Source organism: Streptomyces sp. NPDC050418, assembly GCF_044458745.1.
Taxonomy (GTDB): Bacteria; Actinomycetota; Actinomycetes; order Streptomycetales; family Streptomycetaceae; genus Streptomyces.
Map to the genome: position 1 here is coordinate 461,871 of NZ_JBITIG010000006.1, position 14,229 is coordinate 476,099.

Sequence of the window (14,229 nt, forward strand, 5' to 3'; positions counted from 1 at the left end):
TCATGGCCGACGACACTCTCGTCATCGGATCGAGGACGTACTCCTCGCGCCTGATCATGGGCACCGGCGGTGCCCCGAGCCTCAACATCCTCGAACGCTCCCTGACGGCGTCCGGCACGGAACTCACCACCGTCGCGATGCGCCGCGTCGACCCCGGCACCAAGGGGTCCGTGCTCTCCGTCCTGACCAAGCTCGGTATCGAGGTGCTGCCGAACACGGCGGGCTGCTTCACCGCGGGCGAGGCGGTCCTCACCGCACGTCTCGCACGCGAGGCACTCGGCACGGACCTGGTGAAGCTGGAGGTCATCGCCGACGAGCGCACGCTCCTGCCGGACCCGGTGGAGACCCTGGAGGCCGCCGAGACCCTGGTGGACGACGGGTTCACGGTCCTGCCCTACACCAACGACGACCCCGTACTCGCCCGGAAGCTTCAGGACGCGGGCTGCGCGGCGATCATGCCGCTCGGCTCCCCCATCGGCTCGGGCCTCGGCATCCGCAACCCGCACAACTTCCAGCTGATCGTGGAGAACGCGGAGGTGCCCGTGATCCTCGACGCGGGCGCGGGCACGGCCTCCGACGTGGCGCTGGCGATGGAGCTGGGCTGCGCGGCCGTGATGCTCGCCTCGGCGGTCACCCGCGCCCAGGAGCCGGTCCTCATGGCGGAGGCGATGCGCCACGGTGTGGAGGCGGGCCGTCTCGCGTACCGCGCGGGCCGTATCCCGCGCCGCCACTTCGCGGAGGCGTCCTCGCCCCGGGAGGGCCGGGCGCGGCTGGATCCCGAGCGCCCGGCGTTCTGACCAGGCGTGCCCGCGCACCGCGACCCGCCGCACCGAATCCGTCACAGCTCGGCCCCAGTACGGCCCCGAGAGCGCAACCACCCTCGTCCCGGCTCGTAGACTCTGCGCGTGGACACGACCCTCCAGGACCCTCTCGTCGGGCAGCTGCTCGACGGCCGGTACCGCATCGACGCACGGATCGCGGTGGGCGGGATGGCCACGGTCTACCGGGCCGTGGACACCCGCCTCGACCGCGTGCTCGCCCTCAAGGTGATGCACCCGACGCTCGCCGCCGACGCCGCGTTCGTCGACCGCTTCATCCGCGAGGCCAAGTCCGTGGCCCGGCTCGCCCACCCCAATGTGGTCGCCGTCTTCGACCAGGGCGCCCAGGGCGCGTACGTCTATCTCGCGATGGAGTACGTGGCCGGCTGCACCCTGCGTGACGTGCTGCGCGAGCGTGGTGCCCTGCAGCCACGCGCCGCCCTCGACATCCTGGAGCCGGTGCTCGCGGCGCTCGGTGCGGCGCACCGCGCGGGCTTCGTGCACCGTGACATGAAGCCCGAGAACGTCCTGATAGGGGATGACGGCCGGGTCAAGGTCGCGGACTTCGGTCTCGTCCGGTCCGTGGACACGGTGACGAACACCACCGGCACCGTCCTCGGCACGGTCTCGTATCTGGCGCCGGAGCAGATCGAGCGCGGCGTCGCCGACCCCCGCGTAGATGTGTACGCGTGCGGTGTCGTCCTCTACGAGATGCTCACCGGCGCCAAGCCGCACTCCGGTGAGTCGCCCGCGCAGATCCTCTACAAGCACCTCCACGAGGACGTGCCCGCGCCCTCGGCCATGGTGCCGGGTCTCCCGGTCGACCTCGACGAACTCGTCGCGTCCGCGACGGCCCGTACTCCCGAGCTGCGCCCGTACGACGCCGTCGCGCTGCTCGGCCAGACCCGGCAGGCGCGCGCCGCGCTCAGCGAGGAGCAGCTGGACGCGATACCGCCGGCCGCGGTCGACCAGGTACCCGCGCACAGCGGCGCCGAGGACCGTACGAGCGTGATCCCTCGTACGGTGCCGCGGCCGCTGCCCGCCGAGGGCGACGCGCTCCACCGCACCAGCCGTCTGGAGATGCCGCCGGCCGCACCGACCGCTCCCGTCGCACCCGCGGGTGCGCGGCGGCCGCGGCGCGGGATGTACACGGTGATCGCCGCGGTGCTCCTCGCGCTCGGCATCGGCGCGGGCGTCTGGTACATCAACTCCGGGCAGTTCACGCAGGTCCCGCCGATCCTCGCGAAGTCGGAGGCCGAGGCCCGCAAGAAGCTGGAGGCCGCCGGGCTCCGGATCGACGACAAGGTCAACCGGAAGCACAGCGACGCCTACGAGCGCGGCGAGGTGATGGGCAGCGATCCCGGACAGGGCAAGCGCATCCGTGAGGGCGGCACCGTCACACTGACGGTCTCGCTCGGCCAGAAGATCGTGCGTGTGCCCGACGTCAGCGGTTCCTCGCTCGCCGCGGCGAAGAAGGAGCTGAAGGCGGCCGGGCTCGAACCGGGCACGGTCACCCGGGAGTTCAGCGACGACGTGGAACGCGGTCAGGTGATCCGCACCAGCCCGACCTCGGGGACGCAGCGTCAGTCGGGCACGGCCGTCGCCCTCACCGTCAGCAAGGGCGAGCCGGTCGAGGTCCCGGATGTCACCGGGTCCTCGCCCGAGGACGCGCGCGAGGACCTGGAGGAGGACGGCTTCAAGGTCGAGATCGCCGACGAACAGGTCCACTCCGTGCACGAGAAGGGTCTGATCGGTGCGCAGTCGCCCGGCGGCGGCGCGCAGCTCGGCGAGGGCGACACGGTCACACTGTCGATCTCCAAGGGCCCGGAGATGGTCGAGGTCCCGGACGTCACCGGCGAGAGCGTCGACGACGCCAAGCAGACGCTGACGGACGCGGGCTTCGAGGTCGACGAGGACCGCGGCCTGCTCGGCCTGTTCGGCGACACGGTGGAGAGCCAGTCGGTCGAGGGCGGCGAGGAAGCGCCCAAGGGCTCGACGATCACCATCAAGATCCGCTGAGCCGCACGGACGAGCTCCGCGGACGGGGACGACGGGCGCCGGACGGGTTCCGGCGCCCGCATGACACCCTTGACCTCGTGCAACGCTCCCGTAACCCCGTCGGCAGCCACGTCCCCGTGGCCGGCGGTCTCGCCACCAAAGGTCTCCCGTACGCGCGTGAGCTGGGGTGCGAGACCGTCCAGGTCTTCGTGGCCAACCCGCGCGGCTGGGCCACCCCGCCCGGCAGCCCGGCCGAGGACGAGGCCTTCCGCGCGGCCTGCGCCGAGGAGTCGATCCCGGCGTACATCCACGCGCCGTATCTGATCAACTTCGGCTCCCACTCCCCCGAGACCGTCGAGAAGTCCGTCGCGTCGCTGCGCCACTCGCTGCGCCGCGGCCGCGAGATCGGCGCGCTCGGCGTCGTGGTGCACACGGGATCCGCGACGATGGGCCGCGACCGCGCGGAGGCGCTCGCGCAGGTACGCGAGCACATGCGGCCGCTGCTCGACGAGCTCACGCACGAGGACGACCCGTATCTGCTCCTGGAGTCGACGGCGGGCCAGGGCTACTCGATCTGTTCGCGCACCTGGGACTTCGGCCCGTACTTCGACGCCCTCGACCACCACCCGAAGCTCGGTGTCTGCCTGGACACCTGCCACATCTTCGCCGCCGGCCATGACCTCACGGGTCCGCACGGGATGCACCGGACGCTCGACCAGCTCGTCGACACGGTCGGCGCGGGCCGGCTGAAGCTGATCCACGCGAACGACTCCAAGGACGTCGTCGGCGCGAAGAAGGACCGGCACGCGAACATCGGCCGGGGCCACATCGGCGAGGACGCGTTCCGTGCGCTGATGCGGCACCCGGAGATGGACGGCGTACCGCTGGTCATCGAGACGCCGGGGGGCCAGTCGGGCCATACGGCGGACGTGGAGCTCCTGAAGAAGCTGCGGCCGGAAAGCTAGCGGGGGCCGCCGGGACCGGGGCTGTCGGCCCCGGTCAGAGCTCGGGGCCGTCCCCGGGCTCCTCCTGGTACGAGTAGCGCTGCTCGCGCCAGGGGTCGCCGACGTTGTGATAGCCGCGCTCCTCCCAGAAGCCGCGGCGGTCATCGGTCATGTACTCGACGCCGCGGACCCACTTCGGGCCCTTCCACGCGTACAGATGCGGAATGACGAGCCGCAGCGGAAAGCCGTGCTCGGCCGTGAGCACCTCGCCGTCGCGGTGCGTCGCGAAGATCGTCTGCTCCGCCATGAAGTCGGCGATCCGCAGATTGGCGCTGTAGCCGTACTCGGCCCACACCATCACATGGGTGACATCGGCGGCCGGTGGCGCGAGCTCGAGGACCGCGCGCGCGGGGACACCGCCCCATTCGGCGCCCAGGACCGAGAATTTCGTGACGCAGTGCAGATCGGCCGTGACCGACCCGTACGGCAGCGCGCCGAACTCCTCGTGGGTCCAGCAGTGCTTCTCGCCGTCGGCGGTGGCTCCGAAGACCCTGAACTCCCAGCGCTCGGGCCGGAATTTCGGTACGGGCCCGTAGTGGGTGACCGGCCAGCCCCGCTGTAGCCGCTGCCCCGGAGGAAGCTCGTGCTGCTTCGTGACGCGGCTATCCGGCTGACCCATGACTCCATGATGACAGCCCGCGGAGGGTGGACGTGACCAGGTCTGCACCGATTCGGGCAACTCCTACTAAGCATGCACTTACTGGACGGCCCTGAAAGGCGGTGCAAAGATGCGGCGCACCTGCCCCCGTAACGCGCTTGGAAGGAGCCTCTGCGATGCAGGGCGACCCCGAGGTCATCGAATTTCTCAATGAGCAGCTGACCGCCGAGCTCACGGCCATCAACCAGTACTTCCTGCACGCGAAGATGCAGGAGAACTTCGGCTGGACGAAGCTCGCGAAGTACACGCGGCACGAGTCGATCGACGAGATGAAGCACGCGGAGGTGCTCACCGACCGGATCCTCTTCCTGGACGGCCTGCCGAACTACCAGCGGCTCTTCCATGTGCGCGTGGGCCAGACGGTCGGCGAGATGTTCCAGGCCGACCGCCAGGTCGAGGTCGAGGCCATCGACCGGCTCAAGCGCGGGATCGAGGTCATGCGCGGCAAGGGCGACATCACCTCGGCGAACATCTTCGAGTCGATCCTCGAGGACGAGGAGCACCACATCGACTATCTCGACACGCAGCTGGAGCTGCTGGAGAAGCTCGGTGAGCCGCTCTATCTCGCGCAGCTGATCGAGCAGCCGGAGGGCTGAGACGCCGGGCTGAGACGGCGGGCGGAGGAGGTCAGGCGGCTTCGTCGAGCGTTTCGGTGAGGGCGGGCTCGGCGGCCAGTGCCGCCACTCCGTTGCCCTGGTCGACGAGCTCGCGCCGCGGGCAGTTGCCCCGGCCGAGGATCGACTGGATACGGCGGACACAGGATCCGCAGTCCGTACCGGCCTTGCACGCGGAGGCTATCTGCCGCGGAGTGCAGGCACCGGCGTCAGCGTGCTGCTTGACCTGCTGTTCCGTGACACCGAAGCACGAGCAGACGTACACGCCGTTCACCTCCCGACGACAGGACCAGGTTGCGCTCCCCCGATGATCGGTGAGGCTAACCTAACCTTACCCGCCACACCAGTTGCGCAAAAGCAGTGTGGGGCGCAGATCACATGGATCTGCGCCCCACATTTGCGTGCGGAACTACTGGTCGCGGTACATCTCCGCGACGAGGAACGCCAGGTCGAGCGACTGGCTGCGGTTCAGGCGGGGGTCGCAGGCCGTCTCGTAGCGCTGGTGCAGGTCGTCGACGAAGATCTCGTCGCCGCCGCCCACGCACTCGGTGACATCGTCACCGGTGAGCTCGACGTGGATGCCGCCCGGGTGCGTGCCGAGGCCCTTGTGCACCTCGAAGAAGCCCTTGACCTCGTCGAGGACGTCGTCGAAGCGGCGGGTCTTGTGGCCCGAGGCGGCCTCGAAGGTGTTGCCGTGCATCGGGTCGGTGACCCAGGCGACGGTGGCACCGGAGGCCGTGACCTTCTCGACCAGCGTGGGGAGCTTGTCGCGGATCTTGTCCGCGCCCATCCGCACGATGAAGGTCAGCCGGCCCGGCTCGCGGTCCGGGTCGAGGCGCTCGATGTACTGCAGCGCCTCCTCCGGGGTGGTGGTCGGGCCCAGCTTGATGCCGATCGGGTTGCGGATCTTGGAGGCGAACTCGATGTGCGCGCCGTCCATCTGACGGGTGCGCTCGCCGATCCAGACCATGTGGCCGGACACGTCGTAGAGACGGCCGGTGCGGGAGTCCACGCGGGTCAGCGCCGACTCGTAGTCGAGCAGCAGCGCCTCGTGCGAGGAGTAGAACTCGACCGTGCGGAACTCGGCCGGGTCGGTGCCGCAGGCGCGCATGAACTTCAGCGCGTTGTCGATCTCGCGCGCGAGCTGCTCGTAGCGCTGGCCCGACGGCGAGGACTTCACGAAGTCCTGGTTCCAGGCGTGCACCTGGTGCAGGTCGGCGTAACCGCCGGTCGTGAAGGCGCGCACCAGGTTCAGCGTCGAGGCGGAGGCGTGGTACATCCGCTTCAGGCGCTCGGGGTCCGGGACACGGGCCTCGGCGTTGAAGTCGAAGCCGTTGACCGAGTCGCCGCGATAGGTCGGCAGGGTCACGCCGTCGCGGGTCTCGGTGTCCTTGGAGCGGGGCTTCGAGTACTGGCCGGCGATGCGGCCGACCTTCACGACGGGCACGGAGGCCGCGTACGTGAGGACGGCGCCCATCTGCAGCAGCGTCTTCAGCTTGTTGCGGATGTGGTCGGCCGAGACGGCGTCGAAGGCCTCGGCGCAGTCGCCGCCCTGCAGCAGGAACGCCTCACCCTTGGCCACGGCGGCCATCCGGTTGCGCAGCTGATCGCACTCGCCTGCGAAGACGAGCGGGGGATACGACTCGAGGTCCGCGATCACATCGCGCAGAGCCTCGGCATCGGGGTACGTGGGCTGCTGCGCCGCGGGAAGGTCTCGCCAGGTGTTGCCACCGTTTGCGGTGGTCTTAGCGTTCACGGTCACCTCGTCAACATTACGGGGTCCGTGACCCTGCCCATTCCCCGGACCACGGAGTGAGACGCAGAACATCGAGTACGGACACGGGCCGCACATCCGGCCTCCGGTGCGCTAAGGTCGCCGACATGTTCGCGCATTCGACCCAGAACTGGTGGTGGACCGCTCATCCGGCGGCCCACTGACTGCGCGTTCCCAAGACTCGCGAAGGCCGCCCGAGGGGCGGCCTTTTTGCATGTCCGGGGCCGTTCCTCTCCACGAGATCCAAGATCCCGATCCCGCCGGAAGGAACCCATGCCATGGACCACCTGGAAAACCGCCTCAGCCGACTTATCGACTCGGACACCCCTTTCGCCCTCCTGCGCCGCCGCACCCCGGGCCGCGACCACGACACGGTCGAGGTCCTGACCGGCGAGGTGGCCGAGGCGCAGCACCTCTCCGGGCTGCCCGACCACGGCCTCCCGCTGCTCGCCCTCGTCCCCTTCCGGCAGATCCGCGAGCGCGGCTTCGAGGTGACGGACGACGGCACCCCGCTGACGTACCTCGTCGCCCGGGAGTCGTACGAGCTCAGCCTGGCCGAGGCGCTCGAGCAGCTCCCCGCGCATGACGTCCAGGTGCGGGGCGGGGCCTTCGACATCGACGACGCCGCGTACGCCGGGATCGTCGAGCGGGTGATCCGGGACGAGATCGGGCAGGGCGAAGGCGCGAACTTCGTGATCCGGCGGACGTACGAGGGCGAGATCGAAGGGTTCGGGCGGGCCGACGCCCTCGCGCTCTTCCGGCGGCTGCTCGACGGGGAGCGGGGCGCGTACTGGACCTTCGTCGTGCACACCGGGGAGAGGACGCTGGTGGGCGCGAGCCCCGAGGTGCATGTGCGGATGAGCGGCGGCACGGTCGTCATGAACCCGATCAGCGGGACGTACCGCTACCCCGCCGAGGGGCCGACCGCCGACGGGCTGCTCACCTTCCTCGCGGACTCCAAGGAGCGCGCCGAGCTGTCGATGGTGGTCGACGAGGAGCTCAAGATGATGTGCACGGTCGGCGACCAGGGCGGGGTCGTGGTCGGGCCGCGGCTCAAGGAGATGGCGCATCTCGCGCACACCGAGTACGAGCTGCGCGGGAAGTCCAGCCTCGATGTGCGCGAGGTGCTCAAGGAGACGATGTTCGCGGCGACCGTCACGGGCTCGCCCGTGGAGAACGCCTGCCGGGTCATCCGGCGGTACGAGGACGGCGGCCGCGGCTACTACGCGGGCGCCCTCGCCCTGATCGGCCGGGACGCGGGCGGGGCGCAGACGCTGGACTCCCCCATCCTGATCCGTACCGCGGACATCGCTTCCGACGGCCGCCTCCGCGTGCCGGTCGGCGCCACGCTCGTACGGGATTCCGTACCGGCCGACGAGGTCGCCGAGACCCATGCCAAGGCGGCCGGGATCCTGGCCGCGCTCGGCGTACGGCCCGGGCGTCCGCGCACCGAGCACGCGCGGCCGCGGCTCGCGGACGATCCCCGCGTCCAGGAGACCCTCGACTCGCGGCGCGGTGCGCTCGCGCCGTTCTGGCTGCGGATGCAGGAGCGGACCGGCGAGCTCAGCGGGCACGCCCTGGTGATCGACGGCGAGGACACCTTCACGGCGATGCTCGCCCACGTCCTGCGCTCGTGCGGCCTGGAGGTGACCGTCCGGCGCTACGACGATCCGGGAGTACGGGAGGCGGCGCTCGTACACCAGGGGCCGGTCGTCCTGGGCCCCGGGCCCGGCGACCCCTCGGACACGGCCGATCCGAAGATGCGCTTCCTGCGGACCCTGACCGCCGATCTCGTCCGCACGCACCGGCACGGGCTGCTCGGCGTGTGCCTCGGCCACGAGCTGCTCGCGGCGGAGCTGGGTCTGGAGATCGTGCGCAAGCAGGTGCCGTACCAGGGGGCGCAGACCCGGATCGTGCTCTTCGGGCGGCCCGAGACGGTCGGCTACTACAACAGCTTCACCGCGGTCTGCGACACGGACACCGCGACCGAGCTGGCGGCCCACGGTGTCGAGGTCAGCCGCACCGCGGCCACCGGCGAAGTGCACGCGCTGCGCGGGCCGGGGTTCGCCGGGGTGCAGTTCCACCCGGAGTCGGTGCTGACGCTGCGGGGTGCGGCGATCGTGCGGGACCTGGTGGAGTCGGTGCGGGCGACCGTGCGCGTCTGAGGGCGGCGAGCGGGGGTCCGGGTCCCAGGGGCGGCGGGACCCGGACCCCCGTATATTCGCGCGTATCCGGATATTCGCGCGTATCCGGCGAAAGCCTCAGCGAACGCTACGCGAGCCAGGGAGCCAGTCGTGGAGATCCTGTCATTCGGTGTGCAGGCCGACGAGAAGCCGCTCATCGAGAAGGCCTTCGAAGGACACCACGACGTCCGCTGCCTGGACGTGTTCCTCACCGAGGACACGGCGCCCATCGCGGCCGGGTACGAGATCATCACGGTCAGCGTCAACGCCAACGTGGGCAACCGGGTCCTGCAGACCCTCGCGGCCGGCGGCACCCAGATGATCGCCACGCGCTCCACCGGCTTCAACCACATCGACCTGGAGGTCGCCGAGCGGCTCGGTCTGACCGTCGCACGCGTCTCGTACTACTCGCCGTACTCGGTCGCGGAGTTCGCCTGGACCCTCGCGATGGCCGTCAACCGGCGCATCGTGCGCGCCTCCAACCGCACCCGCGACTTCGACTTCCGCCTCGAAGGCCTGATGGGCCGCGACATGCGCGGCCGCACCGTCGGGGTGCTCGGCACCGGCAAGATCGGCGAGGCCTTCACCCGGATCGCGCACGGCTTCGGCATGAACCTGCTCGGCTGGGACGTCGCCCAGAACCCGGCCTGCGTCGAGCTCGGCATGAAGTACGTCGAGAAGGAGCAGCTCTTCGCCGAGTCCGACGTGATCAGCCTGCATGTGCCGCTGCTTCCGTCGACGCAGCACATCATCAACGCCGACGCGCTGCACTCCATGAAGGACGACGCGATCCTGGTGAACTCCAGCCGCGGCGGCCTCGTCGATACGGAGGCGCTGGTCAGCGAGTTGCGCAAGGGCCGCTTCACGGGGGTGGGCCTCGATGTGTACGAGGCCGAGGCGGGGCTGTTCTTCTTCGACAAGTCGATCCAGGGCGTCGAGGACGACGTCCTGGCCCGCCTCCTCACGTTCCCCAACGTCGTGGTCACCTCGCACCAGGCGTACTACACGCTGGACGCGCTGGGGCAGATCATCGAGACGACCGTGCAGAACGTGCTCGACTACCAGGCGGGGCGGCGCAGCGAGAACGTCCTCGTTCCCGCCGCGCCGAAGGCCTAGCCCCGCAGGCTCGCAGCCCCGGGCTCACCCGAAGAAGACGCCGACCTCTTTGTAGAGCTCCGGGTCCACGGTCTTGAGCTTGGCCGTGGCCTCGGCGATCGGCACCCGCACGATGTCCGTGCCGCGCAGCGCGACCATCTTGCCGAAGTCCCCGTCGCGCACGGCCTCGATGGCGTGCAGCCCGAAGCGGGTGGCGAGCCAGCGGTCGAAGGCGCTCGGGGTGCCGCCGCGCTGGACGTGGCCGAGGACCGTGGTGCGGGCCTCCTTGCCGGTGCGCTTCTCGATCTCCTTGGACAGCCATTCGCCGACGCCGGAGAGCCGGACGTGGCCGAACGAGTCGAGCGTGCCGTCCTTGAGCACCATCTCGCCGTCCTTGGGCATCGCGCCCTCGGCGACGACCACGATCGGCGCGTACGAGGCCTTGAAGCGCGAGGTGACCCAGGCGCAGACCTGGTCCAGGTCGAAGCGCTGCTCGGGGATGAGGATGACGTTGGCGCCGCCCGCGAGCCCGGAGTGCAGCGCGATCCAGCCAGCGTGGCGCCCCATGACCTCGACGACGAGGACGCGCATGTGCGACTCGGCGGTGGTGTGCAGCCGGTCGATCGCCTCGGTGGCGATACCGACGGCCGTGTCGAAGCCGAAGGTGTAGTCGGTGGCGCTCAGATCGTTGTCGATGGTCTTCGGTACGCCGACGACCGGGATGCCGTACTCGTCGGTGAGCCGGGCGGCGACGCCGAGGGTGTCCTCGCCGCCGATCGCGATCAGGGAGTCCACCTCGTACTTGGCGAGGTTCTCCTTGATGCGCCGGATCCCGTTCTCCTCCTTGAACGGGTTCGTCCGCGAGGAGCCGAGGATCGTGCCGCCGCGGGGCAGGATGCCGCGCACGGCGGGGATGCCGAGCGGCACGGTGTCGCCTTCGAGCGGCCCGCGCCAGCCGTCCCGGAAGCCCACGAAGTCGTAGTCGTACTCCTGGACGCCCTTGCGGACGATGCCGCGGATGACGGCATTGAGCCCGGGGCAGTCGCCGCCACCGGTCAGCACGCCGATTTTCTTGGCCCCCATGGGGAATCCCTTCGCCACGTTCGCTGTGTGACCCGTCACGCTAATGGTGATCCAGGTCACTCGGCGGTGTCGAGGGCGTCAAATCCCGTACGGCACTTGACAGTTGATCGACGACTTTCACTCGTACGAGGGGAGGGCGCGGCCCACGCGTTGCCGCCTCCCTCGTCCTACTCGTCGTCGAGGCCCCGCTCTATGGCGTACCGGACCAGCTCCACACGGTTGTGCAGCTGCAGCTTGCCCAGGGTGTTCTGGACGTGGTTCTGGACCGTGCGGTGCGAGATGACCAGGCGTTCCGCGATCTGCTTGTAGCTGAGGCCCTTGGCGACCAGGCGCAGGACCTCGGTCTCGCGGTCGGTGAGCTGCGGGGCCTTCGGCTCGTCGGAGGTCGCGGGGGCCGGCTCGGAGGCCAGGCGCCGGTACTCGCCGAGGACCAGGCCCGCGAGGCCCGGCGTGAACACCGCGTCGCCGACGGCGGTACGGCGGACCGCGTCGATCAGTTCCTCCGTGGAGGCCGACTTCAGGAGGTAGCCGGTCGCGCCGGACTTGACGGCCTCCAGGACGTCCGCGTGCTCACCGCTCGCCGACAGGACGAGGACGCGCAGCTTGGGGTTCGCGCCCACCAGTTCCTTGCAGACCTGCACGCCCGGCTTGAGCGGCAGGTTGAGGTCGAGGACCAGGACGTCGGGCGTGACGGCCTTGGCCCGGCGCACGGCCTGCTCGCCGTCGCCCGCCGTGGCCACCACGTCGAGGCCCTGCTCCGCCGCCAGGTCGCGGGCCACCGCGTCGCGCCACATCGGGTGGTCGTCGACCACCATCACCTTGATCTGCGGCCCTGCCTGCTCGCCGCTCTGCTGCTCGCTCATCAACTCGCCTTCCCCCGTGGGACCTTCAGTTCTACTTCCGTACCCTGCCCGGGCACCGAGATCAGCTCCGCCGTGCCGCCGATGTCACGCAGCCGGCCGCAGATCGACAGGGCCACACCCATCCGGCCCTCGCCCTCGGCCTGCGCGAGCCGGCCCTCCGGGATGCCCGGACCGTCGTCACGGACGGTCACGATCACCTCGTCCGGCCAGTCCTCGACCAGGATCCAGGCCCGTGCGTCGTCGCCCGCGTGCTTGCGCACATTGTCCAGGGCGGCACCGACCGCGGCCGCGAGCTCGCGTGCCGCCGCCGGGGGCAGCAGCACGGGCGCGCCCGGTTCGGAGAGCGTGACACGGGAACCGGCGTACGGGGAGAGCAGGATACGGAGGTCGCGCGGCAGATCGTCCGGATCGTCGTCGGGTTCGTCGACGACGCGCACGAACGCGCCCTGCTCGGCGTCCTCGGAGACCCGGGACGCGGGCATCAGACCGCCCGCGACAAGGGTGCGCAGCGCGACCTCCTGCTCGCCGGCCATCCGGCCCAGCTCCGCCGCCTCGCCGCCGAGCGCCGTGCCGCGGCGCTGCACCATGGCGAGCACCTGCAGCACGTTGTCGTGGATGTCGCGGGCGAGCCGCTCGCGCTCGCGGGTGGCCGCCTCGATCTCCAGGGCCCGCGCGAGGGTGCGCTCGGAGGCGCGGGCCACCTCGACCACGTAGCCGATCGCTATCGAGGCGATGCAGACGAGCAGCACGTTGTGGAGGGTGTCCTGGCTGGGCGAGCCCCGCTGGATGATGTTCGCGATACCGACGAACACCGAGGCGAGAGCGGCCCAGCGCCAGCCGCCCTTGATCGCGTACGCGAGGACGGCGCCCGCGGTCCAGATCGACGGGAGCGTGGGCCCGCCGCCCGCGATCCGCTCGGCGGAGTCGGCGACCGGGGTGAGCAGGATGCCGGTGAGGGCGATGCCGAGGTCGATGACGAGGAAGCGTTTGGTGCAGGCCGCCGCGTTCGAGACGTAGCGCAGGGTGGCGAGGGTCCAGACGGCGAGCACCACGTAGTAGGCGATGGCGACCCAGGGCCGGTCGAACTCGTCGTACGCGGCGAGGAACAGACCGATCGCGTACACCATCGTGCCGATGCGGTACGCGGCCAGGGCGCGCCAGAGCGGCAGCTCGACCGACATCCGCATGACGCGCTCGCGCTTGGCCATGTCTCCCCCGCCCCCTGTGGTCCTGCGCCGGACCGGCTAGCTGCTCTTGTCGGCTTTCCCCGCGGCCTTCGCGAGCTCGGCCTTCTTCTTGGCCTCGTCCGCGAGCTGCCGCTTCGCGGCCGTGGCGTAGACGTCCACGTACTCCTGGCCGGAGAGCTTCATGATTTCGTACATGACCTCGTCCGTCACCGAGCGGAGGATGAAGCGGTCGCCCTCCATGCCGTGGTAGCGGCTGAAGTCGAGCGGCTTGCCGATCCGGATGCCCGGGCGCATCAGCTTGGGCACGACCTTGCCGGGCGGCTGGATCTTCTCGGTGTCGATCATCGCGACCGGGATGACCGGAGCGCCGGTGGCCAGCGCCACGCGGGCCAGACCGCCGGGCTTGCCGCGGTAGAGGCGACCGTCCGGGGAGCGGGTGCCCTCGGGGTAGATGCCGAAGAGCTCGCCGCGCTCGACGACGTCGATGCCGCTCTTGATGGCCGCCTCGCCGGCGCCGCGCGCGCCCGAGCGGTCCACGGGGAGCTGGCCGACGCCCTTGAAGAAGGCGGCCGTGAGCTTGCCCTTCACGCCGGGGCTGTTGAAGTACTCCGCCTTCGCGATGAAGGTGACCTTGCGGTCGAGCACCGCGGGCAGGAAGAAGGAGTCCGAGAAGGACAGGTGGTTGCTCGCGAGGATCGCGGGCCCCTCCGCGGGGATGTTCTCGAGCCCCTCGACCCAGGGCCGGAAGGCCGCTTTGAGGCTCCCGCCGACGGTGAGCTTCATGAACCCGTAGATCAACGCAGGTGCCTTTCTCGTTCTGTCACTGAGACCTTAACCCGTGCCGGGCCTGCGCTCCTTTCCTGGCCGGGGCGCGCGGGCCGCCGTGGCGGGTCGCATCGGCCCTGGTCGGTGTCGGTCCGGTCGCGTACCGTGAACGCAACTTCCGACGCTG

At 70.3% G+C, this 14,229-nt stretch carries 14 protein-coding genes; 7 read left to right on the forward strand and 7 right to left on the reverse strand.

The genetic code is table 11. The features are described 5' to 3' along the window. Window positions 1-2 precede the first annotated feature (2 nt). The 3 genes from ACIBI4_RS17375 (at window position 3) to ACIBI4_RS17385 (ending at window position 3,781) form a co-directional block, all read left to right on the forward strand. Entirely contained in the window at window positions 3-797 is a 795-nt protein-coding gene (locus tag ACIBI4_RS17375) for a thiazole synthase (RefSeq protein WP_399204745.1), read from the forward strand. Window positions 798-905: 108 nt separating this feature from the next. Beyond that, on the forward strand, window positions 906-2,837 hold the full coding sequence (pknB, locus tag ACIBI4_RS17380; protein WP_399204746.1) for a Stk1 family PASTA domain-containing Ser/Thr kinase: 1,932 nt from the start codon (window positions 906-908) through the stop codon (window positions 2,835-2,837). A 77-nt stretch (window positions 2,838-2,914) separates the two neighbouring features. Then, window positions 2,915-3,781 carry a deoxyribonuclease IV gene (locus ACIBI4_RS17385; protein ID WP_399204747.1) on the forward strand — a complete coding sequence of 289 codons (867 nt, stop codon included), beginning with the start codon at window positions 2,915-2,917 and terminating at the stop codon, window positions 3,779-3,781. A 34-nt stretch (window positions 3,782-3,815) separates the two neighbouring features. On the opposite strand, the gene ACIBI4_RS17390 is transcribed toward ACIBI4_RS17385, so the two are convergent. After that, a complete protein-coding gene (locus ACIBI4_RS17390) occupies window positions 3,816-4,439 on the reverse strand; it encodes a sulfite oxidase-like oxidoreductase (protein WP_399204748.1) in 624 nt (207 codons plus the stop codon). A gap of 155 nt (window positions 4,440-4,594) precedes the next feature. On the opposite strand from ACIBI4_RS17390, the gene bfr reads away from it, so the two are divergent. Beyond that, window positions 4,595-5,074 carry a bacterioferritin gene (gene bfr, locus ACIBI4_RS17395; RefSeq protein ID WP_399204749.1) on the forward strand — a complete coding sequence of 160 codons (480 nt, stop codon included), beginning with the start codon at window positions 4,595-4,597 and terminating at the stop codon, window positions 5,072-5,074. A gap of 31 nt (window positions 5,075-5,105) precedes the next feature. Here bfr and ACIBI4_RS17400 read toward each other — a convergent pair whose 3' ends face one another. After that, complete coding sequence (locus tag ACIBI4_RS17400; protein WP_399204750.1) at window positions 5,106-5,366, reverse strand: bacterioferritin-associated ferredoxin; 261 nt, start codon at window positions 5,364-5,366, stop codon at window positions 5,106-5,108. A 135-nt stretch (window positions 5,367-5,501) separates the two neighbouring features. Then, on the reverse strand, window positions 5,502-6,854 hold the full coding sequence (locus tag ACIBI4_RS17405; protein WP_399204751.1) for a class II 3-deoxy-7-phosphoheptulonate synthase: 1,353 nt from the start codon (window positions 6,852-6,854) through the stop codon (window positions 5,502-5,504). A gap of 119 nt (window positions 6,855-6,973) precedes the next feature. Here ACIBI4_RS17405 and ACIBI4_RS17410 point away from each other — a divergent pair, with 119 nt between their 5' ends. The 3 genes from ACIBI4_RS17410 (at window position 6,974) to ACIBI4_RS17420 (ending at window position 10,165) form a co-directional block, all read left to right on the forward strand. Then, a complete protein-coding gene (locus tag ACIBI4_RS17410; protein WP_071528813.1) occupies window positions 6,974-7,030 on the forward strand; it encodes a trp operon leader peptide in 57 nt (18 codons plus the stop codon). A gap of 114 nt (window positions 7,031-7,144) precedes the next feature. Further along, the gene (locus tag ACIBI4_RS17415; protein ID WP_399204752.1) at window positions 7,145-9,031 is read left to right on the forward strand and encodes an anthranilate synthase family protein; all 1,887 of its coding nucleotides are present in this window, start codon (window positions 7,145-7,147) and stop codon (window positions 9,029-9,031) included. A 129-nt stretch (window positions 9,032-9,160) separates the two neighbouring features. Beyond that, window positions 9,161-10,165: a 2-hydroxyacid dehydrogenase gene (locus ACIBI4_RS17420; RefSeq protein WP_399204753.1), complete on the forward strand. Its 1,005-nt coding sequence runs from the start codon at window positions 9,161-9,163 to the stop codon at window positions 10,163-10,165. A gap of 24 nt (window positions 10,166-10,189) precedes the next feature. Here the strand turns inward: ACIBI4_RS17420 and ACIBI4_RS17425 are convergent, their stop codons facing one another. The 4 genes from ACIBI4_RS17425 to ACIBI4_RS17440 all read right to left on the reverse strand — a co-directional run bounded on the left by ACIBI4_RS17425 (window position 10,190) and on the right by ACIBI4_RS17440 (window position 14,075). Then, window positions 10,190-11,227: a 6-phosphofructokinase gene (locus ACIBI4_RS17425; protein ID WP_399204754.1), complete on the reverse strand. Its 1,038-nt coding sequence runs from the start codon at window positions 11,225-11,227 to the stop codon at window positions 10,190-10,192. 167 nt (window positions 11,228-11,394) lie between these two features. Next, window positions 11,395-12,090, reverse strand: coding sequence for a response regulator (locus ACIBI4_RS17430; protein WP_399204755.1), 696 nt, complete (start codon window positions 12,088-12,090; stop codon window positions 11,395-11,397). Further along, the gene (macS, locus tag ACIBI4_RS17435) at window positions 12,090-13,298 is read right to left on the reverse strand and encodes a MacS family sensor histidine kinase (protein WP_399204756.1); all 1,209 of its coding nucleotides are present in this window, start codon (window positions 13,296-13,298) and stop codon (window positions 12,090-12,092) included. Before macS ends, ACIBI4_RS17430 begins: the two co-directional genes overlap by 1 nt. 36 nt (window positions 13,299-13,334) lie before the next feature. Next, complete coding sequence (locus ACIBI4_RS17440; RefSeq protein WP_399204757.1) at window positions 13,335-14,075, reverse strand: lysophospholipid acyltransferase family protein; 741 nt, start codon at window positions 14,073-14,075, stop codon at window positions 13,335-13,337. Between the last annotated feature and the right edge of the window lie 154 nt (window positions 14,076-14,229).